The 26,857-nt window shown below is 59.5% G+C and carries 29 protein-coding genes and 2 pseudogenes; 21 read left to right on the top strand and 10 right to left on the bottom strand.

All coding sequences use genetic code 11. From position 1 onward, the window contains the following. Positions 1–67 precede the first annotated feature (67 nt). Entirely contained in the window at positions 68–1,270 is a 1,203-nt protein-coding gene (locus tag ATI53_RS06885; protein WP_111550020.1) for a Fic family protein, read from the bottom strand. Between the two features lie 278 nt (positions 1,271–1,548). Beyond that, positions 1,549–1,716: pseudogene (locus ATI53_RS06880) on the bottom strand (IS256 family transposase); the annotation flags it as partial. Between the two features lie 556 nt (positions 1,717–2,272). Here ATI53_RS06880 and ATI53_RS06875 point away from each other — a divergent pair. The 3 genes from ATI53_RS06875 to ATI53_RS06865 are packed head-to-tail and all read left to right on the top strand — an operon-like array spanning position 2,273 to position 5,578. After that, complete coding sequence (locus ATI53_RS06875; RefSeq protein WP_111550019.1) at positions 2,273–3,907, top strand: TnsB C-terminal domain-containing protein; 1,635 nt, start codon at positions 2,273–2,275, stop codon at positions 3,905–3,907. Between the two features lies 1 nt (position 3,908). Beyond that, positions 3,909–4,790, top strand: a complete 882-nt coding sequence (locus ATI53_RS06870) for a TniB family NTP-binding protein (RefSeq protein ID WP_037932131.1) — start codon at positions 3,909–3,911, stop codon at positions 4,788–4,790. Then, positions 4,787–5,578, top strand: a complete 792-nt coding sequence (locus ATI53_RS06865) for a TniQ family protein (protein WP_037932134.1) — start codon at positions 4,787–4,789, stop codon at positions 5,576–5,578. Before ATI53_RS06870 ends, ATI53_RS06865 begins: the two co-directional genes overlap by 4 nt. A 194-nt stretch (positions 5,579–5,772) precedes the next feature. On the opposite strand, the gene ATI53_RS06860 is transcribed toward ATI53_RS06865, so the two are convergent. Both ATI53_RS06860 and ATI53_RS06855 read right to left on the bottom strand, forming a co-directional pair. Then, positions 5,773–7,092, bottom strand: coding sequence for an MFS transporter (locus tag ATI53_RS06860; protein WP_067293074.1), 1,320 nt, complete (start codon positions 7,090–7,092; stop codon positions 5,773–5,775). 8 nt (positions 7,093–7,100) lie between these two features. Further along, complete coding sequence (locus tag ATI53_RS06855) at positions 7,101–7,361, bottom strand: metal-sensing transcriptional repressor (protein WP_007120627.1); 261 nt, start codon at positions 7,359–7,361, stop codon at positions 7,101–7,103. Positions 7,362–7,862: 501 nt separating this feature from the next. Here ATI53_RS06855 and ATI53_RS06850 point away from each other — a divergent pair. From ATI53_RS06850 to ATI53_RS06795, 12 genes are all read left to right on the top strand, one after another. After that, entirely contained in the window at positions 7,863–8,591 is a 729-nt protein-coding gene (locus ATI53_RS06850; protein ID WP_067293076.1) for a HupE/UreJ family protein, read from the top strand. A gap of 17 nt (positions 8,592–8,608) precedes the next feature. Continuing rightward, a complete protein-coding gene (locus ATI53_RS06845) occupies positions 8,609–9,232 on the top strand; it encodes a hypothetical protein (protein WP_037929504.1) in 624 nt (207 codons plus the stop codon). Between the two features lie 655 nt (positions 9,233–9,887). Next, on the top strand, positions 9,888–11,327 hold the full coding sequence (locus tag ATI53_RS06835; RefSeq protein WP_082899302.1) for a multicopper oxidase family protein: 1,440 nt from the start codon (positions 9,888–9,890) through the stop codon (positions 11,325–11,327). Positions 11,328–11,367: 40 nt separating this feature from the next. Then, positions 11,368–11,823 carry a DUF411 domain-containing protein gene (locus ATI53_RS06830; RefSeq protein WP_037929510.1) on the top strand — a complete coding sequence of 152 codons (456 nt, stop codon included), beginning with the start codon at positions 11,368–11,370 and terminating at the stop codon, positions 11,821–11,823. A 66-nt stretch (positions 11,824–11,889) separates the two neighbouring features. Beyond that, positions 11,890–12,024: a hypothetical protein gene (locus ATI53_RS24195; protein ID WP_007121580.1), complete on the top strand. Its 135-nt coding sequence runs from the start codon at positions 11,890–11,892 to the stop codon at positions 12,022–12,024. A gap of 149 nt (positions 12,025–12,173) precedes the next feature. Further along, positions 12,174–12,599: a c-type cytochrome gene (locus ATI53_RS06825; RefSeq protein WP_037929512.1), complete on the top strand. Its 426-nt coding sequence runs from the start codon at positions 12,174–12,176 to the stop codon at positions 12,597–12,599. Continuing rightward, complete coding sequence (locus ATI53_RS06820) at positions 12,596–13,192, top strand: DsbE family thiol:disulfide interchange protein (protein WP_037929514.1); 597 nt, start codon at positions 12,596–12,598, stop codon at positions 13,190–13,192. Before ATI53_RS06825 ends, ATI53_RS06820 begins: the two co-directional genes overlap by 4 nt. Then, the gene (locus ATI53_RS06815; RefSeq protein ID WP_037929516.1) at positions 13,189–13,701 is read left to right on the top strand and encodes a TlpA family protein disulfide reductase; all 513 of its coding nucleotides are present in this window, start codon (positions 13,189–13,191) and stop codon (positions 13,699–13,701) included. Before ATI53_RS06820 ends, ATI53_RS06815 begins: the two co-directional genes overlap by 4 nt. 82 nt (positions 13,702–13,783) lie before the next feature. Next, a complete protein-coding gene (locus ATI53_RS06810) occupies positions 13,784–14,074 on the top strand; it encodes a hypothetical protein (protein WP_037929519.1) in 291 nt (96 codons plus the stop codon). Then, positions 14,074–14,778, top strand: coding sequence for an SCO family protein (locus ATI53_RS06805; RefSeq protein WP_037929522.1), 705 nt, complete (start codon positions 14,074–14,076; stop codon positions 14,776–14,778). Before ATI53_RS06810 ends, ATI53_RS06805 begins: the two co-directional genes overlap by 1 nt. Then, positions 14,775–15,266: a hypothetical protein gene (locus tag ATI53_RS06800; RefSeq protein ID WP_081855445.1), complete on the top strand. Its 492-nt coding sequence runs from the start codon at positions 14,775–14,777 to the stop codon at positions 15,264–15,266. Before ATI53_RS06805 ends, ATI53_RS06800 begins: the two co-directional genes overlap by 4 nt. After that, positions 15,263–16,003, top strand: coding sequence for a cytochrome c biogenesis CcdA family protein (locus ATI53_RS06795; RefSeq protein ID WP_037929528.1), 741 nt, complete (start codon positions 15,263–15,265; stop codon positions 16,001–16,003). Before ATI53_RS06800 ends, ATI53_RS06795 begins: the two co-directional genes overlap by 4 nt. On the opposite strand, the gene ATI53_RS06790 is transcribed toward ATI53_RS06795, so the two are convergent. From ATI53_RS06790 to ATI53_RS06770, 5 genes are all read right to left on the bottom strand, one after another. Beyond that, positions 16,000–17,109 (bottom strand): permease, encoded by a 1,110-nt coding sequence (locus tag ATI53_RS06790; RefSeq protein ID WP_037929531.1) that lies wholly within the window; start codon positions 17,107–17,109, stop codon positions 16,000–16,002. The two genes, ATI53_RS06795 and ATI53_RS06790, sit on opposite strands and share 4 nt — an antisense overlap. 86 nt (positions 17,110–17,195) lie before the next feature. Beyond that, on the bottom strand, positions 17,196–17,921 hold the full coding sequence (locus ATI53_RS06785) for a MauE/DoxX family redox-associated membrane protein (RefSeq protein ID WP_037929534.1): 726 nt from the start codon (positions 17,919–17,921) through the stop codon (positions 17,196–17,198). 61 nt (positions 17,922–17,982) lie between these two features. Further along, on the bottom strand, positions 17,983–18,852 hold the full coding sequence (locus tag ATI53_RS06780; RefSeq protein WP_037929537.1) for a DUF305 domain-containing protein: 870 nt from the start codon (positions 18,850–18,852) through the stop codon (positions 17,983–17,985). A gap of 107 nt (positions 18,853–18,959) precedes the next feature. Further along, positions 18,960–19,379 (bottom strand): Cu(I)-responsive transcriptional regulator, encoded by a 420-nt coding sequence (gene cueR / locus ATI53_RS06775; RefSeq protein ID WP_037929540.1) that lies wholly within the window; start codon positions 19,377–19,379, stop codon positions 18,960–18,962. Positions 19,380–19,398: 19 nt separating this feature from the next. Beyond that, the gene (locus tag ATI53_RS06770) at positions 19,399–21,906 is read right to left on the bottom strand and encodes a heavy metal translocating P-type ATPase (protein WP_067293079.1); all 2,508 of its coding nucleotides are present in this window, start codon (positions 21,904–21,906) and stop codon (positions 19,399–19,401) included. Positions 21,907–22,044: 138 nt separating this feature from the next. Between ATI53_RS06770 and ATI53_RS06765 the strand changes: the two genes are divergently transcribed. The 6 genes and pseudogenes from ATI53_RS06765 to ATI53_RS06740 all read left to right on the top strand — a co-directional run. Beyond that, on the top strand, positions 22,045–22,254 hold the full coding sequence (locus tag ATI53_RS06765) for a heavy-metal-associated domain-containing protein (protein WP_037929722.1): 210 nt from the start codon (positions 22,045–22,047) through the stop codon (positions 22,252–22,254). Positions 22,255–22,534: 280 nt separating this feature from the next. Next, a complete protein-coding gene (locus ATI53_RS06760; protein WP_232367722.1) occupies positions 22,535–22,843 on the top strand; it encodes a hypothetical protein in 309 nt (102 codons plus the stop codon). A gap of 73 nt (positions 22,844–22,916) precedes the next feature. Beyond that, positions 22,917–23,138 carry a hypothetical protein gene (locus ATI53_RS06755; RefSeq protein ID WP_223865963.1) on the top strand — a complete coding sequence of 74 codons (222 nt, stop codon included), beginning with the start codon at positions 22,917–22,919 and terminating at the stop codon, positions 23,136–23,138. After that, positions 23,138–24,598, top strand: coding sequence for a TolC family protein (locus ATI53_RS06750; RefSeq protein ID WP_037929551.1), 1,461 nt, complete (start codon positions 23,138–23,140; stop codon positions 24,596–24,598). Before ATI53_RS06755 ends, ATI53_RS06750 begins: the two co-directional genes overlap by 1 nt. Before the next feature lie 11 nt (positions 24,599–24,609). Further along, a complete protein-coding gene (locus ATI53_RS06745; RefSeq protein ID WP_111550018.1) occupies positions 24,610–25,968 on the top strand; it encodes a multicopper oxidase family protein in 1,359 nt (452 codons plus the stop codon). A 46-nt stretch (positions 25,969–26,014) separates the two neighbouring features. Continuing rightward, positions 26,015–26,530 (top strand): annotated as a pseudogene (locus tag ATI53_RS06740) (cupredoxin domain-containing protein); the annotation flags it as partial. Positions 26,531–26,555: 25 nt separating this feature from the next. On the opposite strand, the gene ATI53_RS06735 reads toward ATI53_RS06740, so the two are convergent. Continuing rightward, a partial coding sequence (locus ATI53_RS06735; RefSeq protein ID WP_146609892.1) for an IS66 family transposase occupies positions 26,556–26,857 on the bottom strand: 302 nt, incomplete at its 5' end.

Raw genomic sequence — 26,857 nt, 5'->3', positions numbered from 1 at the left:
CTTTGTAGTCCATTGGTTGTTCACCGACCCGTTTGCGAAACGGTCAGGACAAGTGTTTTGACTTGCATCATTCCGGCAAATCTCCATCGGCGAACAGGTTGGGGAAAAGCCTTTCGCGGTAGTCCAAGGGAAACGCCAGTCTTACGGGGGTTTTCGGGGAAGCGGAGGTCAGATACCCGGCAGAGGTCAATTTGCTAAGCGTGTTGCGTGCGGTGCGCTCAGACGTCTTGAGGACAATCTGCGCGTCGCCACGCTCAAGCGCGCCATGCCGAAGGACGGCCGAGATCAGTTCGGGCGCACGTTTGTCATCGACGGTGTCCTCTACAAGGCGCCGGTAGCGCTTTTCCAGTCCAGCGAGGTCAAACAGCTTTGTGGAAAACGTAATTTGATCGAGCGAGACCTTCAGGAACCATTCGCAGAAGGTCTTCAACGCGGCTTCAGATAGGTTGCCGCGCCCGTCGCGGTCTCCACGACGCGGGCTGTCCGCGAGATCCATCATGCGCTTGTATTCACCGCGATCCGCCAACCCGCGCGCAAGCCCGCGCGACACAGACCACAGTCCTTGACCTCCAATCCTGGCCGTCAGGGCCATGGCATGCGACATCAAGCGGCTGACGCGTCCGTTACCGTCCGGGAATGGATGGATGTAATTCAGCCTGTGATGTGCCGATGCGATCGCGATGATCCGTCCGCTCGAGGACCGCGCGGCGATCTGAAATCGCTTGTCGAAGTGATCCATAAACGCGGCGACGCGCGACGAAGAAGGGGGGAGATGGCGCCCCACTGCCACTTCCTTGTCGCCCTCTTGGCGCATGTGCCCTGGAATGATCGGTTCCCTGGTTCCATCGGGATGCTCGATCACCCGAAATTCGTCAGGCATTTCGTCGTAGAAGGCCTTGTGCACCCATGTGAGAAATTCAACGGATGTGGGCCGAGGTAGAGTGCCAGCCCGATGCATCTCGTCAATGGCCCGCTGAACAATGACATGTGCCCGGGCTTCCAAGGCAAGCGGGCGGGTCTCTTCTTCGAGTTCGGCACCGGCGAGGGCGCGCTCAATATCTCGCGGGCGTGTGTTGTGGCCTTCGATCAAGTTCGAATAGTAGCAGTTCATCACGCGGATGAGGTCCGCAAGTTCCGCCGCACTGTCCGGGTGCAACCCTTGTCCTAGCTGCGCCGCTTCTCTCTGGATGTCGACCGAAAGGTCAGCCAGTTCGGCGGGGATGTGCTCTTCGAAGAAACACGGTTCGATTCTGCCGGGTGTTTCCAACATTTTGCCGATCTTTTCTGCCTGAAGTTCCTATGTAACATAGGGGTTTCCATAAAGAAATTGAAAGAATTTGCCGATATGGATTGCCGATCATCAGTGCCGGTGTGTCAACTGGGTTGCACGACAAAATGAAGCGAGAGTATGCCCGCCGCAGGTTTCTCAACACTGGGCTGGAACTGCCCTGCGGCTTTTGAATGCAACCGATCTCGCCAAGTGCTATCCGTAGCCTGCTTGTCCATCATGTGACGCATCCAGAATCTGTCCGCCCCGTGCGATGTAGCCTGCTGCGCCAGACGCTCGACGCTCTTCTCGCCATAGTCAGCGCCCGTCTTGGCGCCGGCCTCCAGGTCCATCAGCTGCTCGGCTGCAAAGCCGGTCATCTCGCGGAGCAGGTCGGTATCGGCGCTCTTTTCCACGAGACCGCGCAGGTTCATCATCTGTTTGGCTATCGGGTTCAACCGTCGGTTCAGGTTGGTGGTCACTACCCGACCCTACCGAGAAACCCGATGGCCACCGCAAGCCACACTTCCTCCGAGAACGTCACCCTTCACCACATCTCCCTTTGGGGGTATGCTGACTATATGAGGCGTCTCTGCCCCACTGGGTATTGGTTTGATATTTCAAGGCTGGAGGCTGTCATCCGCCCGTTATGGCATCAGGCAGATCATCAGACGCTGTGTCGGGGGTAGCAAAGAACAGCTTAATTCTTTGTTTACTTCTTCCAGATAAATCTGTCAGCGGAACTTGTTAGGGGAGGCGTTCATGAAGTCGAAAGTGACGCTATCAGACGTCGCACTCGATTACATCTCGCGTTACGGACTGACAGATATGGCACGCCAGTATTTTATTGGTAGACCGGTGTCGCGTAGCCCTTAATTGTGAGATGAGAAATCCAACGAAATCAACAGCTGTGCTTTGCCCTTAAATATGAGATTTTGCCTTTAATTCCGATATTTTTGCTCTTAAACCTGAGACAGGGTTCACAGACATTTGCGGCAAATATCGATGGATGATGATGGCGAAGACTCCGTTGCCGTTGGTGCTGAAGAAGCGCGCAGAGCCGCGGTGCTGCGTCCCCTTGTTCAGGCCTTTCTCAAAGGGACTGGCAGTCTGGAAAGTGGCATCAATGACGCCGTTTGGGAGCTTGGTGTCAGCAGGGCGACGGTCTGGCGTTGGATAAAGCGGTTGGCGGAAGAGGGTGGGCGCACCAGCGCTCTGGCGCCGCGGAAACGGGGCCGCCCGACCGGGACGCTCTTGATATCCAGCAAAGTCGAAGCGGTGATCGAAGAGCACCTTCGCCGTTATTTTTTGCGCCGGGAGCGTTCGAGCCTGTCGCGCGTCGTGACAGAAATCCGCAGTGTGTGCTGGCAACAGGGCTTGCAGGCGCCGACACGGCGGACGGTTCAGCGTCGCCTGGATGCGATGGATGCCCGCGAAGTTGCGAAGGCACGAGAGGGCGCAAAGGTTGCCCGCCAGAAATTTGCGCCGGTCACAGGTGAGAACAAGGCCAGTGTGCCACTGGAGATCGTCCAAATTGATCATACGCCGGCGGACATCATTCTTGTCGACAGCTTTGAACGCCAACCAATTGGGCGGCCTTGGGTCACGCTGGCGATCGACATCGCAACGCGGATGGTAACCGGATACTACACTTCTCTCGAGGCGCCTTCGCGACTGTCAGTGGCGCTTTGCCTGACACAGGCGGTGGCCCCCAAGGCGGAACTTCTGACGGAATTGGCGTGCAATATTCCTTGGCCCGCACAGGGCAAACCGCTCAGCCTCCACGTCGACAATGGCCGCGATTTCCGGTCGCGGGCCTTTCGTTCGGCATGCGCGGAATGGGGGATCGATCTGGTCTATCGGCCGCCGGGAAGTCCTCACTTCGGAGGTCACATCGAACGTTTGATCGGGACGATGATGGGGGCCGTCCACCTGTTGCCGGGAACAACGCAATCCTCGATCGCGACCAAGGGCGACTATGATGCCGAAGGCATGGCCACGATGACGTTGAGCGAATTCGATCGTTGGTTTGCTTTGGAAATCTGCCGTTACAACAACAGCATTCATTCGAGTCTTGGCTGCACGCCCGTTGCCAAATGGGAGGCGCTCTCAGAGCAAATGACGGGCGACATCCCATTTGATATCGAAGCCTTTCAGGTGAGTTTCCTGCCGAGCGAACTGCGCAAGATCAGGCGTGACGGCATCCATCTGTTCCAGATAAGATATTGGTCCGATGCCCTTGCAGGCCACATCGGGCGCGGGGATGGAAAGGTGGTCGTTCGCTACGATCCTCGTGATATCTCAATGATCTGGGTTGAACTGGACGATGGCCGGTATGTTGAGGCGCGGTACAGAAACCTCGAGATTCCGCCCGTCTCGCTCTGGGAATATCGCGAAGCCATGAGGAAGGCTCGTGCCCTTGGCGCGTCCGGGTCCAATGAGCTGGTTCTGGCTGAGCTGATCCGACAGCAACGCCAGATAGAAGCTGAAAGCCGGGGCCTAACGAAGGCCGAACGCAGAACCCGTGAAAGAAAAGGGACATTGGAGGGTGCCAACTCGGCCGTCTCGTCAACCGAAGGGCTGCGAGCGATCGATACGGGTGATACATCGCGCCCATTGTTCAAGGTGGAGAGATGGTGAATTGAGGGCAGGGACAACTGAAGAAGACGGCCGGATCGCCCTCATTCAATCGGATATCTGGATCGGCTTTCCACGGGCGGAACAGGTGTTGGACCGCTTGCAGGGCATGATCGAAGCGCCACGACAAACCCGTATGCCTGGGCTTCTTGTGCATGGCGCCTCCGGGATTGGAAAGACGATGATTGCCCGAAACCTGTCGCGCAAGTACGCACCAGAATACGATCCGGCGTCGGGCATCACCCGCACACCGCTTCTGCTGTTGCAAGCGCCGCCCGCGCCTGATGAACGGCGGTTCTACCTGCACATCCTGGCCGCCGTCGGCGCCCCGGCGACGGCACTGAGCGCTCGCGCTCAAAATGTGGCTTCCCTCGAAGTCCGTGTCATCGCGCTCTTGCGTGACCTTGGCCTGCGGATGATCATGATCGACGAGGTTCACAACCTTTTGGCCGGGACCCACCGCGAACAGCGCCGCTTTCTCAATGTTTTACGGTATCTCAGCAATGAACTCGAAGTATCGCTGGTCTGCCTCGGGGTCAGCGAGGCCGTCGATGCCATCCGTGGTGATATCCAGTTAGCCAGGCGGTTGGACGAACATCACCTCCCAAACTGGCGCGACGATGCCGAGTTCTCGGACATGATCCAGACACTCATCGCGGCAATGCCCCTCGAGAAGAAATCCAATCTGAAGGTCAAGTCACTCAAGCAGATACTTGCGCTGACCGGTGGGGTGACCTCGCGCATCTTCGCGCTGATCAAGGATCTTTCCATCGACGCCATTGTCACAGGTGATGAATGCATCGCCGATGACGCAATCGCAAAATGGACCCCGGTTTGGTCGCGCCATGCGAACGCCCATCGGCGGCTTGAGATGACCGGGCTGTGAAGCCGCGTTCGCTGCCCAAGACTGTCGCGCCGCTGCCAGACGAGTTGTTGTCAGGTTGGCTGTCCCGGCTGGCTGCGGCCAACTACTGCAATGACGCGGAACTGCTGGCTCATATCGAAATCGATACCACGCATGGCACCGCCTTGGACTTCAGCATCGACGCGGCTGCGGCAGAGAAGATTGGCAATGCCGCACGGGTCGCCCCAGATGTCGTGCGATCTTTGGCCTTTCCGGCGATGACGCCACGAGAAGCCTCGCTGACGGCCCAGATGCCATTCCAGCATTGTCTGCAATGCTCCCGAGAGGGCCTTTCGCTCAGGCATTGGAGGCGGGCCTGGGCATTCGACTGTCAAGTTTGCGGGACGAGACTTGTGCAGACACTTGGTAAAACAGGTGACGAACAATTACCCGACAAACTGATTTACCGAGCGCGCCGCGGGGCAGGGATGCTTGAGTGCGCCGCGCGATCTCGAAGCCCCAAGCAACTTCGGCGCGCAATGCGCGCGGTCACCTTTTCCATGTCACTTAAGGGCTGCCACGGGGAGCCGTTGTTCGCTCTTCAAAGCCACAGACCAGAAGTGAGGCTGTTTTGCCTTGCCGCAATCGCCGCCGCGCGATCTCATCCCTTGGCTAAGGCAGCCATCGTCAGCTTCGCCATAGACGACTTTGCCAGGGTTGCTCTCTTACGCGCCTTCGAGAAGGAGCATCGATTGCTAGCCGCGGTCGATCACATCGCGCAAAGGCGCGCGAGAAGCAAAGTCCCCATGACAGCCGAATCTCGCAATTAAGGGCAAAACTCGATGCCGAAAGCGTCTCGTCTCAGATTTAAGGGCAACGCGACAGCTAGAGTCAACGCCTCTGTCCGCCAAACTTGCAGAGAATTCGCGCATCTAGCCCAGTTTGACGAATGTTGCTCGAAGCACGAATGTCCGCACAGATGAAAACGAACCGCCCGTGTCCAGTCTTCGTCTCTTGCTGCGATTTATAAATGCGTGGCCCAGCGAGGATGGCTCTCGTCAATGATCAAGGCATGGCTGTGCCTGCGATGTCCCCTTAGGTGGGGATGGTCGAGTGGCAAATTTTTGTGGGTGTGCTCAAGCTCAACGGGATCGCCGGACGGCCAGAGTTTCAGCGCTGCGAGCATACCGAAGGCGGCGATGAGGGCCAGTCCGATCAGTGCGGGAACGACACCATAGACCGTCAGCAGCCATCCCGACAGCGGATAGGTCACAAGCCAGCAGGCGTGGGACAGCGCGAATTGCGCCGCGAAGAGTGCCGGGCGGTCCCCGGCGTGGGCGGAACGGCGCAGCAACCGGCCCGAGGGGGTGAGAACGGTGGAATACCCCAACCCCACTAGCAGCCAGGCTGTCAGAAGGATGGACCAGCCAAGGCCTGCTCCAAGGACCGTCAACGCCAGACCGACCAGAGTAGCCACCATCAGCGCGGCTCCGCCGAACATAACGGGCCGGTCCGGCAACACATCGAGAACACGCGGCAGGACCAGCGCGGCGATCATCGACCCTGCGCCGAAGGCGAACATCGTCCAGGCCAGAGCACTTTCCGAAAGGCCGAGCGAGCCGCGCACAAGAACGACGGTATTGACCAGCACCATCGCACCTGCCGCCGCCGCCGCGAGGTTCAATGCCAAGAGCCCGCGCAAGCGCGGCGTGGCCAGATAGATGCGGATGCCGCGCGTTGTGCGGTCATAGACACCGCGCGGCTCGGATGGGCGGGGACTCGGCAGCACGATCGAAGCAACCAGAAGGGCCGATGCGGCGAAACCGAGGACCGTTCCGAGGAAAAGTGAATTGTAGGACATCACCGCGAGCAGAAGGGCCGCCAGCGTCGGGCTGACGATGTTTTCCAGATCGTAGGCCAGCCGCGACAGCGACAGCGCGCGGGTATAGCGCGCCTCTTCGGGCAGAACGTCCGGGATCGTGGCCTGAAAGGTCGGCGTGAAGGCGGCGGAAGCCGATTGAAGAAGGAAGATCAGGACGTAGACCTGCCAGACCTCGGTCACGAAGGGCAGTGCGAGGGCGACACCGGCACGCACCAGATCGAGCATCACCAGAAGCGCGCGGCGCGGCACGCGGTCTGCGAAAGCCCCTGCAATGGGCGCGATGCCCACATAAGCAACCATCTTGATGGTGAAGACTGTGCCGAGGACCAGCGCCGCCCCGTCGCCCGAAAGATCAAAGGCGAGCAGGCCGAGTGCGACTGTGGCGAGTCCGGTACCCAGAAGGGCTACGACTTGCGCCAGAAAGAGGTGCCGATAAGTGCGGTCGGAGAGAATATCGAGCATGGTCGGCCTCAGAGATATCGGGCGATCGCCCGCAACTCTGCGCGATCAGTTTCAGAACTTTCAACGTCAATACAATGGTCCATGTGATCATGGATCAGCGCACGCTTGGCGTTCGTCACGGCCTTTTCGACCGCTTGCATCTGCTGAGCAATCTCCAGACAGGGTTTGCCCGCCTCGATCATTTCGATCACGGCGCGCAAATGGCCGTCAGCGCGTTTCAGCCGGGCGACAAGGGCGGGATGGGTTGCATGGACTGGATGTTTTGTCATAAAGTAGTTCTATCCCCCCCGGGAGGATAGAACAAGATGGTGCCACGACGCACCACGCTAGAGACGGGCAGACGGGCAGAACCTATGGAAACCTTGAGGACAGTTGTAAACGCCGCGTTTGCGACACTCTTATGTTTAGCCGTACTTCTCTGGTCTGTGGTGCCCGCAACCTCGCACGCGCCCTCAGTCTTCAGCGTCCTCCAAGAGCACGCAGAAATGATTGCTGAGCACGGTCATTCGCATGGACTGGAAGAAGACCTTGCCTGGGCCATGCATGGACACAACCATGACAGCGTCGATCACGATCACAGTCAGGCGGTTGTGCCTGGCCCCGACCGATCGCCGCACCCGCTCGATATTTACAGAGCCGCATGGCCTTTGAGGTCGGCCACGTCGAACACCTTACAGACATACCAAATCGAACGACCTCCGCGCGTCTGACCGACTGCGTGCCAACAGCGCGCTGCATTCGATCATCAACACATATGCGGAGTCAAATCCATGAATATAGTCCACCGGGGCTGGACCGATCCCGGCATACGCCGGATCGTGATCCTGTCCTTAATAACGCTGTCGGCACTCGTTCTGAGTGCAAGCCACGCGTTTGCCCACAATGTCACCGAAGGTGACGCGGGCTACATCCAAGAAATCTGGGGGATCAACATCATTCCCTTCATGTATCTCGGCGCCAAACACATGGTGACGGGATACGACCACATCCTGTTCCTGCTCGGCGTCGTCTTCTTCCTCTACAAGATGAAGGATGTCGGCGTCTACGTCAGCCTCTTCGCCCTCGGGCACTCGTCCACTATGCTGGCCGGTGTCTGGTTCGGCTGGGGCATCAACGCCTACATCATCGACGCGATCATCGGCCTTTCGGTCGTCTACAAGGCGCTCGACAATCTCGGGGCGTATCAGCGCTGGTTCGGGTTCCAGCCGAACACTAAGGCCGCAACGTTGATCTTCGGCTTTTTCCACGGCACGGGCCTGGCCACGAAAATCCTAGAGTATGAAATCGCTTCGGACGGGCTGCTGGCCAATCTTCTGGCGTTCAACGTGGGCGTCGAGCTTGGCCAGATCATGGCGCTTGCCGTGATCCTCATCGTCATGGGATTCTGGCGGAAATCCCCAAACTTCTTCCGCCAAGCCTACACCGCCAACGTCGTCATGATGTCCATGGGATTCATCCTCATGGGCCTGCAAATCACCGGCTACTTCGTAGCCACCTGAGAAGTTAGGAGACCAAAATGTTTAACGCAAAAAAACCGAGCCTTGATGAGCTTCCCAGCTCCGCGCAGCTTATCCGTTCCACTGCCATTGCGGCGGCCAGCGCCGTTGCGATCCTTGTGACCGTCGTGCTGCCTGCCGAATACAACATCGACCCGACCGGGATCGGCGGGGTTCTCGGGCTGAGCGAGATGGGGGAGATCAAAGCCCAGCTTGCGGAGGAGGCCGAAGCCGACAGGCTGTTGGAGATCGAAGCCGAAGAGCAGTCGAGCCTTATGAACGATATCTTTGGACTCTTTGTCGGCACGGCACATGCACAGGAGGCCGAAGTCTGGCGCGACGAAACCACCTTTACGCTGGCACCCGGCGACAGCGCCGAGTGGAAGCTGGTCATGGAAGAGGGCCAGACAGTGGAATACCGAATGCTGGTCGATGGCGGTCGGGTGAATTTCGACATGCACGGCCACGGCGGCGGTCAGTCGGTGACCTATGAAAAGGGCCGCGGTTCGACCGGCGACGAGGGCGAGATCATCGCGGCATTTGACGGCGAACACGGATGGTTCTGGCGGAATCGGGACAGCCAGCCCGCAACCGTGACTGTCCAGGTGCGCGGCCAATACACCGAATTCAAAGACGCAAGTTGACACAAGGGCAGCCACCCGCATGAAAAGATGCGGGTGGCTGCCTGGCTCCGAAACAGACCTTGGATGAGTCCGCAGTCTCGCCTCAGATTTTCCCCTGAAACCAACCTCGGGCATCCGTTGGCCAATCAGTGAGTACCCACGTGGCAATGTCACGCCTATGTTACAGGATACTTCTTGACCTCCCCCTACTGGAAGCTTGCATAAGAATTGCATGATCCGCGTTTTTCGCCTCATTTTGATTCTTGCATTGAGCTTCGGTGCCGTGGTTGCGCCGGATGTATCGGCAGCGAATGCGGCTGAGGCAGCAATGGTTCAGATGGTGGGCGCCGAAAGCGCGGACGACCATTGCGGCGGATGCGATCCGATCGGATTTGCTGACGGGATATCCTGCGAGGGTGGGTGTACGGTCCCATGTGGCGCGGGAAGTTCGGCCGGTATCGTAGCTCGTACGTCAGCGATGACGCTTGAGATGGCCTTCGGTGTTGTCATCCCGGTCGCGGGACCTGTGATCCCGATTGGCGCGATTCCCTCGCTTGATCCATTCCCTCCCAAGCTGCCTGTCTGAACCTGATAACGGCCTAGCTTATTGCGGGGCCTGACCGTTGCCTTGGCCGAAGCTGGCTGAGCGCGACCCCTTCAGATCAAGGCAGAAGTGATGACCCTCAACAGACTGATTTCACGACGGCACGTGCTGCGCACCGGTGCCGCTTTCACGGCCATATCCGCTCTGTCACCGGCTCGAGTAGCGATGGCAGGTCCGACAGAGGACCCATTCTTGCTACGCGCTGCGGCCGGACAAGCCGCCCTGCGACCGGCACCCTACGGCTCTACCGACGTCTGGAGCTACAATGGATCCCTCCCCGGCCCCGAGATCCGGGTGCGGCAGGGAGACCGAATTCGGGTTCTGGCCCGGAATGGGCTAAATGAGGGGACGACGGTCCACTGGCATGGCATTCGCACACCCAATGCGATGGATGGTGTGCCGTTCCTAACACAGGACCCGATCCCCGTCGGTGGCGATTTTCTCTATGAATTCGATGCACTGGATGCTGGCACGTTCTGGTATCACCCGCACCAACGCAGTTCCGAACAGGTCGGACGCGGGCTTTACGGGCCGCTGATCGTCGAGGAAGCAAACCCGATCCGCGTAGATCGCGATCTGACCTGGATGCTCGATGACTGGCGGATGACCGGCGACGGACAGATTGCGACAGATTTCGGAAGTCGGCACGACGCCGCGCACGGCGGGCGTATCGGCAATTCCGTGACCATCAACGGCCAGATACCGGACCGCATCGCCGTGCGATCCGGAGAACGCATCCGCCTGAGGTTGGTCAACGCAGCCAATGCCCGGATATTCGGGCTGGATTTCGGGGGGCTTGCGCCGGTCGTGGTCGCTCTGGACGGTCAACCCGTGGCACCTCATGCACCAGACAGTGACGCCGTGGTGGTCGGCCCGGCCATGCGTGTCGATCTGGTGATCGACATGACCGGCAAGCCCGGAGAGAGCGTGACCGTCACCGATGTCTTCTACAGGGATCTGGAATACCGTCTGGTCGATCTCGCCTACGGGCCTGACAGGCTGCGGGACAGTGTGCCGGATTGGTCGATGGACCTGTCGCCCAACCCGCTGGCCGAACCGGATATGGCGTCGGCTGCGCGGCATCAGATCGTCTTCAACGGCGGCATGATGGGGCAGATGATGATGGGCGGCGGCATGGGGTCCATGATGGAGCAGATGCGCGAAGGCAACATGTGGTTCATCAACGGCAAAGCAGCAACGGGGCACATGATGGATCCCTTGCTGGTCCTGCCGCAGGGCACGTCGCATGTGCTGCAGATGGACAATCGCACCGCGTGGCATCACCCGATGCATTTTCATGGACATTCGTTCCGTGTGATCACACGGAACGGGCAACCGACACGGCACCGCGAATGGCAGGACACCGTCCTGATGGCGCCCGAGGAACGGGTCGAGATCGCCTTCGTGGCGGACAATCCGGGAGACTGGATGTTCCATTGTCACATCCTGGAGCACCAGGCGGCCGGCATGATGGGCATCATACGTGTCGATCCTGGCACGACCAAAACCTGAAACAATCTCACGTAACGATCACCACGAAAGGAAAGAACCGATGAAGAAACTAATTGGACTTGCCAATCTTGGCACCGCAGGTGCTGCCGCTATACTTGCAATGAGCCTGAATGCCGCGCCTGCCGCAGCGCAAGAGGCCACGCTCTACAAGAACCCGCAATGCGGATGCTGCGAGAGCTATGCGGACTACCTGCGCGAGAATGGCTTCACAGTCGAGGTGAAGCCGACCCACGATCTGGCTCAGATCAGCCGTGATGCAGGTATCCCGGACGATTTTCAGGGCTGCCATACGACCTTTCTGGAAGACTACGTCGTCAGCGGTCATGTGCCGGTCAATGTCGTCAACAAGTTGCTTGATGAGCGCCCGGACATTGTCGGCCTGACACTTCCCGGCATGCCGTTGGGATCGCCGGGTATGGGGGGTGCGAAGCAGGAACCGTTCAAGATTTACACCGTCGAAGAAGGTGTGAACCCGACCGTCTATGCGGTCGAATGATCAATTGCGCGGTCTGGTGCGATCCCGTGCCTGACCGGTTTCAAGGGAAAACAAAGGATGAAGTGCATGATGATGGATGGTGGAATGATGGGTGGCGGCATGATGATCGCGATGGGACTGGTTTGGTTACTCATCGTGGCGGTGCTGGTGCTCGCGGCAATCGCCTTGGTCAAATACATCCGCTCGGACAGCGGAAAATAGAAATGCGCCAAGATGCGGAATGAGGGCGACAGCAACGGCGACGGCCTGTTGTCGATGGGGATTGGTCTGGGGGCGTCCGTCCTGCTTGTCGTGGCATCGATAGTCGCACTCTCGTTGTATTTGGATAGCCAGAAGAAGGCACAAGCGACATGAAAATTACCATTAGGCTCGCAGCACTTTTGCTGGCTGCAACGGTCTTGCCCGTTTCGGCGCAGGATGACTCGCTCGCGGGCGAACGCCTTTATCAGGAGAATTGCGCCAGTTGCCATGGCGCAAACCTGGAGGGGCAGCCCGATTGGCGCTCCAGATTGCCGAACGGCCGGTTGCCTGCCCCGCCGCATGACGCCTCGGGCCATACTTGGCACCATACGGACCGCGTGCTTTTGGACATCGTGAAGCGCGGAACGGCGGCGATTGTCGGGAATGGCTATGAAAGCGACATGCCCGGTTTCAAGGAGGTGCTGACGGATGAAGAGATCACGGCGATCATCGATTACATCAAGAGCACATGGCCCGATCGGATCCGCGCTTCGCAGGAAAGCCGTACCCTTGCGGATGAGCAGGTGCAGCCATGACGCAAGAGGTCGTCAGCAAAATCGACCCCGTACCGCGGCGCAGGATCTCCGGGTTTGTGCTGGTGCCGCTGATAGCTTTTGCCCTCATGGTCTTGTTCGGCTGGGGGCTTTTCAGGGGCGGCGACGACTTGCCATCGGCGCTTCTCGACAAACCTGTGCCGGAGTTTGCGCTTGCTCCGGTGCTCCGCCGCGAGGAAGGTCTTTCGACGCAGGACCTGATCGGCCATGTCTCGCTGGTGAACGTCTTTGCCTCGTGGTGTGTGCCCTGTCGGGCCGAACACCCGCTGTTCATGGAGCTGAGCGCCACCGGTGAGGTGCCGCTCTACGGGATCAACTACAAGGACCCACCCGAGCAGGCGCGCGCCTGGCTCGACGAATTGGGCGATCCCTACGCGCGCATCGGGGCCGACATCGACGGACGTGCTGGCATCGAATGGGGCGTTTACGGCGTGCCCGAAACCTATGTCATCACGTCCGACGGCACCATTGCCTACCGCCATGTCGGCCCCATCACGCGAGCGATTCTGGAGGAAACCCTTTTGCCGATCGTCCGTGATCTGAAAACCCAAGCTGGCAAGGAGCCAACGCCATGAAATATCTCAAAACGGCGCTGCTCGTCTGGGCATTGTCCGTCGGCACGGCGTTTGCCGGGCCGCAAGGCTTCGCACTGCACGACACGCCGCAGCCGGTGATCAATGTGCGCTTCGAGACCGAGGACGGCAGCCGTGGGGACATGGAGGATTTTCGTGGCAAGGTGATCCTCGTGAACGTTTGGGCAACCTGGTGCGTCCCCTGCCGGGAAGAGATGCCGACGCTGGATGCACTTCAGGCGGAACTTGGCGGCGACCGTTTCGAGGTCGTCGCCCTGTCCATCGACAGGGCCGGGTCGCCCGTCGTGCGGCGGTTCTACGACGAGATCGGTGTCAACAATCTCAAGATGTATGTCGACAAGACCATGCTGTCGATGACCGCGCTGCGCACCGTCGGTCTGCCGACAACGATCCTGATCGACGCGCAGGGGCGGGAGCTTGGGAGACTGGTCGGCCCGGCCGAATGGGATGATCCCGAGATGGTCTCCTTCTTGCGAGGCTTTATCGAATAAGCGCCCCTGAAAGAGCGCCGCCCGCCCTTGACCGCCCAGTTATCAGAATGACCAGTACTCAAACGTCAGAAGGATTTTCCGGATGACCGACATATCATCTTCCAACGATGCGGGTGCCGCCGACATCGAAAGCGCAGGCAATTGGCCCCGGTGGTTGACGCGCAGACGACTGCTGTTCGTCGGTGCGGCAACCGTTATGGGCGGCGGCATGGCGCTGAACTGGGGATGGCTCACCGCGATCGGTCTCGCGCCTGTCTTGGTTTCGCTGGCACCCTGTGCCGCGATGTGCGGGCTTGGTCTGTGCATGAAGGGCGGGTCTGGCGGGAAATGCGACGATGCGGGTGGTGGCAAGCCCCATCAATCCGAAAGGTGATGCAGTTGATTGTCTATCTGACCCGGCGCGCCGCCTTGGCGACATTTGCGGCCACGATCTCCTTTCCGGCCTCCGCCGATCATCCGGGTGAAAATCTGGATGCGCGGATGTTCGAGATGGAGCCATACTTCCAGGCCATCGACGCAGCACAGGCCCCGGATTTCGAGTTGCAGGATGCGGAGGGCAATCCTGTGCGCTTGGCGGATTTCAGCGACAAGGTCGTCATCCTGCATTTCATCTACGCCAACTGCCCGGACATCTGCCCGCTCCATGCGGAAAAGATCGCGGCGGTCCAGGCTTCGATCAACGACGGGCCGATGAGGGATCTGGTGCAATTCATCTCGATCACAACCGATCCCGTGAATGACACGCCTGACGTTCTGCGCGGGTACGGGGACCGGCATCGGTTCGATCCGACCAACTGGGTCATTCTGACCAAACGGCCTGATCAGGCTGACGACGCAACGCGCCTTCTGGCGCGGAACTACGGGCTGGAGTTCACGATAGCGGACGACAGCGACATGATGATGCACGGTGCGGTCACCCATGTCGTGGATATCGGGGGGCGGTTTGCCGCAAAGTTCCATGGCATGGAATTCAAGAATGTGAACCTGATCCTCTATGTCAGCGAGTTGATCAACAATGCCCAGCACCGACGCCGGGAACGCGGTTGGTGGGACCGGCTGACGGGGGCGTTTCAATGAGTAATGCTGCGATTGGCGTCATGCAGTCCGCGCCGGATAGAATTTCCCTGACAGCACTCCGTCGATATTTTTCGGTGATCATCCCGGCTAATCTGATCTGGGAGTTCGCCCACATGCCGCTCTACACGATCTGGAACGAGGGCACCTGGGGTGAGATCGCCTTCGCCGCGGTTCATTGCACGGGTGGCGACATCCTGATTGCCATGAGCGCGCTGATGCTTGCCTTGATGCTGACCGGCCGCGGCTGGCCCTTCGTGGCGCCGACACGACGATCGGTGACCGTCCTGACAATATTGTTCGGTTTGGGATATACGCTGTTCAGTGAATGGCTCAACATCGTGATCCGCGCGGCTTGGGCCTATTCGGACCTGATGCCGATCATTCCGGTCCTCGATGCAGGGTTGTCGCCGGTACTGCAATGGATCGTAATCCCGCTGATTGCCTTCTGGTGGGCATCACGGCCCTTCAGCGGACATGGTAACGCATGATGGATATTTCCGGCATCGGCATCGTCGCGGCGTTTCTGGCGGGAGCCATTTCGTTCCTGTCGCCCTGCGTCCTGCCGCTGGTGCCGGGCTATGTCTCCTATATTGCGGGCCAGCCGGATTTGCGCACGACACGGTCGGTCGGTCTGCGGGCACGCGCCGGGGCACTTGGGCTAAGCGCCTGTTTCGTTTTGGGATTTTCCACGGTCTTTGTCGCGTTGGGTGCCGGGGCCAGCGCGCTCGGGTCGCTGCTTCTGTCCTGGCGCACTGAGCTCAACTATCTGGGCGGGGCGATCATCATCCTGTTCGGACTGGTCATGCTGGGTGCCTTCCGTCTGGAAGCGTTCTCGCGTGACACCCGCTTCACACTCGACATTCCGGGGGGTCGCCCGCTCGGAGCCTACGTCCTGGGCTTGGCCTTCGCGTTTGGATGGACGCCGTGCATCGGACCGATCCTTGGCGCGATCCTGACACTCAGTTCGACTTCCGGCGGCATGTCGGACGGCATTTGGCTGCTGTCGATCTATTCCGCCGGGCTAGGCGTGCCGTTCCTGCTGGCCGCGCTGTTCACCGACGCCATCGCCGCGCGGGTCAGACAGATCGGCAAGGCCGGTCGCTGGCTCTACAAGGGCGCAGGCGTCGCCATGATCATCATGGGCGTTGCCATCATGACCGGCCAATTGTCCCGGTTTGCCTACTGGCTTCTGGGAACCTTCCCATTCCTGGCTTCAATCGGTTAATTTTCCTTGGCGTTTCTGAGGTGAAGCCAGATCAGTATTGCCCCGATGACGAGAAATATCAGGTTGAGGAAGAACGTGTAGTCGATGCTGAACCGGACCATTTCCTGAAGCGAGGGCCGCTCGGTCGGGATCATCCCTACGAGAGCAAACAGGTAATGCACCGTAATTCCCGCAGCGACCATGCACAGGTACAGCAAGCCTGAAAGATAGAGCGCATACTGCCAGCCATAATACTTTGCGTGCACCCATATCACCGTGGCAGCAACAAGATCGGCTCCGAGAAAGGCGATCACGCCTCCGAACGACGCATCACGCGACCAGAGCATCGCGGCCAGGGGGACATTGCCCATCGACCCGATGAAGGTGAAGAAAGCGACGACCGGTGCCACCAGCGCGTTTTCGAGAACGATCAGGAAGCCCGGCGCGTCCTGCGCACCGCCATCTGCGACCAGGAAGATCGCGTTCCAGAAGCTCTGCGGCACAAAGACGGAAATGAATCCCGCGACCGTGAAGCCGAAGAGGATCTCCTTCCAGACCATCTTCCATTCCATGAAGAAAACGCGGGCGATCCGGTCCCATCCTTCGCGGGACAGCAGTTTGTCGCGGAACGATCCCTTCATGGTCTGGTCGGTGTCCATACCTTCGTCGGACTGGGCCTTCTCCGCATGCTCTTTTTCGCTTTCGACAAACGACCTTGGAAGCCACATCAGGGAGAGGGCATAGGCGTAGATCGTCATCAGGATGCCAAGCAGGAAATTCGCCACCATGAATTTCCAGCCCAGCAGGACCAGAAGGACGATTCCAAGCTCGATCACCAGATTTGTCGATGAAATCAGGAAGGCGATCGAATTGACCGGATGCGCACCTTTCACGAGGATCGAACGCGACGCGGCAAGAGCCGCGAAGGAACAGGACGACGACACGAAACCAAAGGAGCCGGCAATGCTTGGCTTCCTGGCACCACGATCACCCAGAACACGCGCCATCTGATCCCGTGTCACGAAGATTTGGATGCCTGCGGAGATGATATAGCCGAAGATCAGCGCCCAGAGCGCCTTCCAGAGCATGCCCGCCCCGGTCGTGAATGCTTCGACTATCTGGTCCATTCAGCTTGACCTTTTTCGCAGTGCTGTCTGACCTGCGCACCTGTCGGGAGAACGGGTCTGAGGGATGTGAAAAAGGCACCCGCCTTTCAGCCGATCAGATAGACCCTGATCGGCATCCAAATCCCCATGACCATCATCATCAGGTTCTCCGTGAGCGAGACAAAGCCAAGCGGCACATTGCTGTCACCGCCGACACAGGCGCATTTCAATTCACGCTTGTCGATATAGACCGCCTTGAAAACCGATACTGCGCCAACAGTGCCGATGAACAGGGCCACCGGTGCCGAAAGCCAGGTCAGCGCCCCGGCGACCATGAGGATGCCTGCGAACGCCTCTCCGAACGGATAGATCTTGCCATATCGCACCCACCGACGCGCCAGCAGGTCGTAGTTCAGGAACATGGTCGAAAAGCTTTCGACATCCTGAAGTTTTTGTACGGCCAGAAAGCACATCGAGATGGAAATGAACCATTCCAGGGCGCGCAGGGTAATAATGGTCTCGAAGCTGTACCACGACAAACCGAGCGCCATCAGGAACGCGACGGCAAAGATCGCAATCACCGGCTGATAGGATGTGTCCGAGCGTTCGTCTTCGGGCGCATCCATGCCGAAATGGACCCGAAGGTCGTCATATCCGCCGATCCGCTCGTCGCCGATCCAGGTTTGCGGGGTGGTTTCGACGCCGTGCTCTTCCATGAACGCGTCGGTTTCCTCACGCGTGGTCAAAGGGTGATCCTTGACTTCAAAACCCTTGCGCTCCAGCAGGTCCTTGGATTTGAGCCCATAGGGACAGAGGTGGTCGGGCATCACCATCCGGTAAAGCTTGGCTGTCTGGGTTGTGTCTCTTGGCAGGTCATATCCTCCGTTTCAGGGTTCAGGCGTCGCAGCCATAATAGCCGCGATAGCCTGCCCGCAGGCCGGCATCGAGCTCGAGCACGAGGTTGGCGTCCTGCACTTCACCACTGTTTTCCAGCGCCGCAGCCCCGTCCGGCGCACTGAGGGCCACGGACATTCCTTCGGTGCGCAGGGTGCCGGTTCCGTCGGTTGAACCAAGACGCACCAGATCGCCGCTGATCTTTGCCAGCGCCGCCGGGGCGCCATCGATCTGTCCTGCGGCAAGCACAGGTTTGCTGGTCGCGGTATACTTGAAGGTGCAGATGGCCCCATCCGGGAAAAGCTGCGCGATCTCGTCGCCGGTCAGGAATTCCAGATCGAGGATAGCGATTTCGGCGGATGAGAGCGCCTCGTTCAGATCGACGATGCGGGCCGGACCATCCGGGCTCTCATCGGCCGCGTCACCATTCGCGTCGATGTCATTCACCAGATACCGCATCTCGGCGATTTCCTTGTCCTGGGCAAAGATGATCTCGTCAGCCAGTTTGCGCACCCGCGGGTCAGAAATGTTGGCGCGGCTCGACGTCATGATCGCGATCGAATGGTGCGGGATCATCGCGCGCATGTAGCTGGTATCGCCAACGGTTACCTGGCTCCGGACCAACCAGAGGGATCCGGCAAACACCACAGCGCCGCCAATGAAGATGGCAGCGTTGATCGCCTTGCTGGAGTACATCGACAGCATGAAGCCCAGCATGATGATCGACATTGTGGCCCCCATCAGCACGGCCATATAGGCGCGTGTTTCGGACCAGAAGATATGGCTCAGCAGATAGGTGTTGAGATACATTAGGATGAACATCACCACCGTGGATGTGGCGATCATCGCGAAAAAGCGTATGTATGTCATTGGAAACCTCCAGTCTCGAAAAATTGATGTCCTATAGAAGGAACAACATTGCTGCGCTGGAATGTTCCGTAGTTTTCGGGAAAGTTCGGCTTTTGCAGACGTCAGAGCTATCCGGACGCCTTGCTGATACTGCCCGCCTTTTGTTCCATCGCCAGATCGGCCAAGATGGGGCAATCGGGGCGGTGATCACCCGCGCATGCATCCACAAGATGCGACAGCGTCGCGCGCATTTCGGTTAGTTCAGCGATCTTGCTGTCAATCCGATCAAGATGCTCTTCGGCAATCTGCTTCACCTCGGCACTGGCGCGGTCAGTATCGGCATAAAGCTTCAGCAGGCTCCGGCAATCCTCGATGGTGAACCCAAGGGCCCGTGCCCGGGCGAGAAAGGCCAGCTTGTGCACGTCGCTTTGCCGAAAGCTGCGATAGCCATTTGAACTGCGCAGCGGTTCGACAAGACCGATGTCTTCGTAGTAGCGGATCGTTTTGGCGGGAAGGCCGGAAAGGTCGGCCACATCTCCGATGTTCATAATCGTTTCCTCCTTGAGTTCATTCAGCTGGAATCGGGGATGCCGAGGCTTCGGAGACGGGGCGCGCCGTTTCGTCCATCGCCGGGCGCACGCGGCGCAGCCGCAGCGCATTCGTCAGCACGAAGACAGAGCTGAGCGCCATCGCACCTGCTGCCAGAACAGGTGAGAGCAGAAGTCCTGACACCGGATAAAGCACGCCCGCCGCAACCGGGATCAGGGCGACGTTGTATCCAAATGCCCAGAAAAGGTTCTGGCGGATGTTGCGCATGGTGCTCCGCGACACCTCGAGGGCGTTCACGACGCCGCGCAGATCGCCGGACATCAGCACCACATCTGCGGATTCGATGGCCACGTCGGTGCCGGTGCCGATAGCGATACCCACGTCCGAATGGGCGAGCGCGGGTGCGTCGTTGATCCCGTCGCCAACGAACGCGATGCGCTGGCCGGTGCCCCGCAGATCGTCCAGCGCCGCCACCTTGCCGTCGGGCAGAACGCCCGCGATCACATGGTCTATCCCGGTTTCGCGGGCGATAGCCTCTGCCGTTTCGCGCTTGTCACCGGTGATCATGGCCACCTTCAGTCCCTGTGCGTGCAAGGCGCGGATTGCAGCGGCGCTGGACGGCTTCACCGGATCGGCTACCGCGATGACGGCGGCGACACGACCGTCGATTGCCGCGAAAAGTGCGGTGCGGCCCTGTTCGGCCAGTCGGCGCTCCTCGTCGGCCAGGTCGCCGATCTTCAGCCCCTCGCGGGTCATCAGGCGGTCGGCCCCGACAAGCACCTCGCGGCCCGCCACCCTGGCCCGCACGCCGTAGCCGGTGATGGATGCGAAATCCATGACGTCATGCCGCGCGACGCCCTCGACCTTTGCCGCGCGCACGATTGCCTCGGCGATCGGGTGTTCCGATTGCGCCTCGACAGCGGCGACCAATGCCAGCACCTCGGCGCGGTCAAAGCCGTCCGCAAGCACGAGATCGGTCAGTTCCGGGCGGCCCTGGGTAACCGTTCCGGTCTTGTCCAGCGCCACAACATCCACGCTGGATAGCTGTTGCAAGGCATCGCCCTTGCGAAAGAGCACGCCCATCTCGGCGGCACGTCCCGTGCCGACCATGATCGACGTCGGCGTGGCGAGCCCCATCGCGCAGGGGCAGGCGATGATCAGCACGGAGACGCCGGCCACCAGCGCAAAGGACAGCGCGGGCGAAGGACCGACCAACAGCCAGACAATCACCGTCAACAGCGCCAATGCCATGACCGCGGGCACGAACCAGAGCGTGATCCGGTCCACCAGGCCCTGGATCGGCAGCTTGGCGCCCTGTGCCTCTTCGACCATCCGGATGATCTGGGCCAGTGTCGTGTCGGCACCCACACGCGTCGCGCGGAAGTGGAAGGCACCGCTGCCGTTGACGGTGCCGCCGGTGACGGGATCGCCCACGGATTTGGCGACCGGCACCGGTTCGCCGGTGATCATGCTCTCGTCGACACGGGCACTGCCTTCGGTCAGTTCGCCATCCACTGCAATCCGCTCGCCGGGGCGCACGATCAGAATGTCGCCCGCGACGATGCGGTCGATGGCCACATCCTGCGGCTCGCCGTCAACCAGCACACGGGCTGTCTTGGCCTGAAGGCCGAGCAGTTTCTGTATCGCAACCCCGGTCCGGCCCTTCGCGCGGGCCTCCAGCCAGCGGCCCAGAAGGATCAGCACCACGATGACTGCCGCCGCCTCGAAATAGACCGCGCGCGATCCCGCGGGCAGCAGCGTCGGTGCGAAAAGCGCCACGAGCGAATAGATATAGGCCGCCGATGTGCCAACCGCGACAAGACTGTTCATGTCCGGCGCGCCTTTTAAAAATGCCGGGAAACCGCGTGTGTAAAACGTACGTCCCGGCCCAAACAGGACAGCCGTGGTCAACACGAACTGGATCATCCAGCTGGCCCGATGGCCAATGGTGTCGCCGATCAGACCGTGCATGCCGGGGATCAGATGTGCGCCCATCTCGAGCAGGAACACCGGCAGGGCGAGGGTCGCCGCCACGACTGTCCGGCGCGCCAGATCCCGCGCTTCTTCGTTCTTGCGGGCTCCTGCGTCTTGCGATGAACTGTCTTCGGCCTGCGTGGCGGGGTAACCCGCGTCGCTGGCCGCCTTGATGAGGTCGGCAACCGCGACCGCGCCCTCCAGGTAGGTGACCGTAGCGGTTTCCGATGCCAGGTTGACGTTCACGTCCAGCACGCCCGGCAGCACTGCCAGAGCCTTGTCCACCCGACCGACGCACGAAGCACAGGACATGGATGCGATGTTCAGACGAACGCTTCGGGTACGGGCCGGATACCCGATCTCATCAAGGGTTGTCGCAATTTCGGCAATGCGCTCCGGTGCGTCGATCTGCGCCTGGGCGGTCTCGTTGGCGAGATTGACGCGGACATTGCTGACCCCCGGCAGAGCCGTGAGGCCACGTTCCACGCGCCCGACGCAGGAAGCGCAGGACATGTTTTGCAGCGAAAGCTGAAGGGTGCGCGGATCCGACATGAGAATCTCCTTGATCTGATCCTCCTATAGATAGGGCCTCCAGTTACTGGAAGGTCAACAGCCATGTTGAGTAAAATTCTGGCCATTGACCTTCCCATGCAGGAACGCCTTACATGCATGTCTTCAAAGGAGACTGCGATGTTCAGATTCAGCGTACCGAACATGAGTTGCGGCCATTGTACCGCTTCTATCCAAAAGGCCATCATGGCTGCCGACCCGGATGCAACGGTTTCGTGCGATCTGACTGCACGTATCGTCGACGTCAACAGCACCCTGGGTGAAACTGCATTGGCCGCAGCGATCCGCGATGCGGGCTACAGGTCTGAGAAGCTGGCAGAGGTTCAGTAGCCAAGATGCGTCAGCAACGCTCTGCTGAACGGAAATAGCGGCTCTCTCTATGTCGCTGATATGCAACATTCTCTGACAGCAGCGGCCAAAACTCGCCGGTTTCAAAAAAAGCGACGAACCTTCCTGCGCAGGACGGATTGACTGTACTGCATGGGTATCCGATGTTCGCGGCATGAGCTTTCGAGTTTTCATATCAAGCTGGTCAAGGGCGTTTACGTGCATTGCGTTTGCGCTGGCATTGGTATTGTCACCACCTTCTGCCGCTCACGCGGCGTCCGGCATGCATGACGGACATCAAGCCAAGTCTATTGTTGTCGTTGGTGCCGCCATGACTCATGACACCGGAAGCGATGCGCATCACGCGCATGAGAAGCTTAGGGTCGCAAGCGACATCGCAGCGTCCGACAAGGATGGCAAAGAGCAACAATCCCAAGAGTGTTGCAACGGTATCTGTATTTCTGTCGTCTTCCTCGAAGACACCAAGATCGAAGCAGAGCCGGTTGGTACAAGTGAATATGTCATTCTCGACGGTCAAACGTATTCGGTGGAAACAGCAGGGTTCCTGCGGCCCCCTCGATTCCTGATCTGAACCGACGCCCAAAACGGGTGTGAGCCTTGCGCAGAGTCTGCGTGAGACAACGTTCATCAATCAGGTTACGTTCATGAAAATTCATCTACTTATGGGGGCTTCGGCCCTCGGGCTTGGCGCATGCGCCTATGAGCCCACCCCGTTGCCGTCCGTCGCGACCCAACAGGCCGTCGCCAACACGGCAGTTTCATCGCTGATCAGCTATCAGGACCCCTTGGCGGGCTACACCTACCGCGGCCCCACAGGTCCCCGCGACTGGCGTTCCGTCAATCAAGAACAGACGGAGGGCAACTGATGCGGGTATCGAAGTTTCCGCTGGTTTTCGGCTTTCCGCTAATCTTGGGTGCCTGTGCTGCAGCTGTACCGGGCATCTACACGGAACCAAAAGCTGGCTTCGCCAACATTTCCAGCCAGGTCACACCAGCCATCGGCAAACGGACAGCCTTCGCCGAAACCCAGGCCGAAAACGAGGCCTTGAAGAAGCAGGTGCACGCAATGGTGCACCGCAAGACCATTTCGGCGGACACCGCCGTTCAGGTCGCGCTTCTGAACAACAAGGGTTTGCAGGCGTCATATGCGAATGTCGGCCTATCCGCCGCTGAGGCCTGGCAGCAATCGACCCCGGAAAACCCGATCGTCGCGATCGGTGTACTGGGCATCGGTGCGCCCGAACTAGGTGCCTACAGGGCGATCGAGGGACTGATACGGTCGAATGTGCTCGATGCCACCACTCGCAAGCAGCGTACGGCCATTGCAGACGCAAACTTCCGGCAGGCTCAACTGAGCGCCGTGAACGAAACACTCGCACTGGCCAATCAGACGCGGAAGGCATGGGTCGATGCCGTAGCTGCCTTCGAGGCCGTGAGCTATCTGCGCCGTGCGAAAGCGACCTCTGACGCCGGATCGGAATTGGCGATGAGGCTTGGCGAGACCGGCGCGCTGAACAAAGCCGGGCAGGCCCGTGAACAGGCCTTCAACGCCGAACTCGCCGGACAACTTGCCCAGGCACGCCTGAATGCTACCCGGTCCAAGGAGCAGCTGACCAGGCTCATGGGGCTGTGGGGCACCGAAGTCGACTATTATGTGCCCGATGCCCTTCCTGCGCTGCCGCGTTCCGTCGGCCGTGTGACTGACATCGAAGCGAAAGCATTGCGAAATCGGGTTGATCTGCGCGTTGCCAAACTTGGCCTGGAAGCACAGGCCAAAGCGTTTGGTCTGACTGATCAGACTCGCATTATCAGCGATCTCGAATTCATTGCCGGGTTCGAAGCGGAGCGGGAGGTTGAGGACGGAGAAACGGAGACCGTAACCACCCCTCAGGTGGAGGTGGAGTTCGCAATCCCGATCTACGACACCGGCAAGGCCCGGATGCGCAAGGCGGAATTGTCTTACCTGCAAGCAGCCAACGTGCTGGCAGAGAGAGCTGTCAATGTCAGGTCCGAAGCGCGTGGCGCTGAAGCCTCCTATCACGCCGCATATAAGATCGCCCGCCACTATCGCGACGTTCTTGTGCCTCTACGCACGACCGTCGAAGAAGAAGGGCTGCTGTCTTATAACGGCATGATCACCAACACTTTCGAGCTGCTGACAGATGTGCGCGAAAAACTTGGCGCATCGCTGGAAGCGGCAAACGCAAAACGCGAATTCTACATGGCACAGGCTGATCTGACCGCTGCGATCTATGGCGGTGGCGACGGCGGTGGTGCTGGTGGAGAAGGCGCGACACTTGCCGCCGGTGGCGGCGCAGGACACTGAAAGGAACTGACATGTTGAACAGACGTCAATTACTCGGAGCCGGCGCGGCAGGTGCAACGCTGGTCTCTTCGAAAGCCTGGGGTCAAACCCTGAACATGGGTTTGCCCGAAGCCGCGCAGATGGACAGTGCGGCTACGGCGATCACGGCGCGTCCCAATTCCGGGCCGGACTACACACCTGTGGTCACATTGAACGGGTGGACCCTGCCGCACCGGATGAACAACGGGGTGAAAGAATTTCACCTCGTGGCCGAACCGGTAGAACGCGAGCTGGCCGATGGCATGATCGCGCATTTGTGGGGCTACAACGGCCAATCCACCGGCCCGACGATCGAAGCTGTCGAAGGCGACAGGGTGCGCATCTACGTCACCAATAAGCTGCCGGAAGGCACAACGGTACATTGGCACGGGCTGATTCTCCCCTCGGGCATGGATGGGGTCTCCGGGTTGAGCCATCCCAGCATCCCACCGGGCAAAACCTTCGTCTATGAATTCGACTTGGTGAAGTCCGGGACGTTCATGTACCACCCCCACGGCGATGAAATGACCCAGATGGCGATGGGGATGATGGGCATGTTCGTTGTCCACCCCAAGGATCCTACATTCATGCCGGTGGATCGTGATTTCCTGATCATGCTGAACGCTTTCGACATCGATCCAGGGACCTATGTACCCCGCATCATGACGATGACGGATTTCAACCTTTGGACCTGGAACAGCCGGATCTTCCCCGACATCGATCCGCTGGTCGTGAACAAGGGCGACCGGGTGCGAGTGCGGGTTGGGAACCTTACGATGACGAACCACCCGATCCATATGCACGGCTATGACTTCAAGGTCACATGCACGGATGGCGGCTGGGTGCCGCCTGAAGCACAGTGGCCGGAGGTGAGCATCGACATTCCCGTAGGTGCGATGCGCGCCTACGAATTCGTCGCCGATCATCTGGGAGATTGGGCGATCCATTGCCACAAATCGCACCATACGATGAACGCCATGGGCCATGACGTGCCGACGTTCATCGGGGTGAACAAGAAGCCGCTAACCCAGAAGATCCGTCAATTCCAGCCGGAATACATGCCCATGGGCATGTCCGGCATGGGGGACATGGCAAAAATGGAAATGCCGCTTCCCGACAATACCATCCCGATGATGACGGGCTGGGGTCCGTACGGACCCATCGAGATGGGCGGCATGTTTTCGGTCGTGAAGGTGCGGGACGGCATCGACGCGGACGATTACTCCGATCCCGGCTGGTACGAGAATCCTCCGGGCGAGATGGCCTACGAATGGACCGGCGAATTACCCGACTTTGCCTCCAACAACAGCCCCAAGACCATTCTCACGCCGAAACCAACCTCGAAGGGCTGAGCGGCCCTTCGTCATCTCCAACCAAACCAACCTACAGGACAATAAAATGAGAAATCTTCTTTTGACGACAAGCTTCGCGATCGCGCTATCCGCACCGGCCTTTGCTGCAGGTACACACGACGGCGGACATGGGGAGACCAAGCCAGCCGCAATGATGGTCGGCATGCCGGGTGACGCCGCCAAGGTGGATCGTACAATCGACGTCACTTTGCTCGAAAACGATGAGGGCCAGATGCTGATCGAGAGTGAGCCGATGGATATCAAGGAGGGCGAAACCATCCGCTTCAACATCACCAACAAGGGTGAGCTGGAGCATGAATTCGTCCTCGACACGGTAGAGCGTAATGCCGAGCATAAGATCGAAATGGCCAAGATGGACATGGAACATGACGATCCGAACCGTATTCGTCTCGATGCGGGCGCCTCGGGCGAGGTTGTGTGGACTTTCGCAAATTCTGGTACGTTCGAAGCGGCGTGCCTGATCCCTGGCCACTACGAATCCGGCATGCACCGTGAGGTCGCAGTCGGTGACCAGATGGCTCAGGCTGACGTGGAATACACGGTAACCGGCCGGTAAGGACCGCAGATCAGGCGACGGCCTTGGCCTCCTGAGCGATCGGCGCCCAGTTCCACGGCAACAGCTCGTCGAGGCGGTTGATCTTGTGATCGCCGATGCGGGCCAGGATGTCGGCCAGGTAGCCTTCAGGATCGAGACCGCTGAGCTTAGCGCTCTCGATGATCGTCATGGCCTCCGCGAGGGTCTCTCCCCCGGCATCAGCCCCGGCGAAGAGCCAATTCTTCCGACCAATCACCACCGGCTTGATCGCGCGCTCGGCCGGGTTGTTGTCGATGGCCACGCGGCCGTCCTCCAGGAAGAGCGTGAAGGACG

This window comes from Salipiger aestuarii, from assembly GCF_003259905.1.
GTDB classification, from domain to species: Bacteria; Pseudomonadota; Alphaproteobacteria; order Rhodobacterales; family Rhodobacteraceae; genus Salipiger; species Salipiger aestuarii.
The sequence above is the reverse complement of the archived record's forward strand: the minus strand, read 5'-3'. Positions and strand labels throughout refer to the sequence as shown.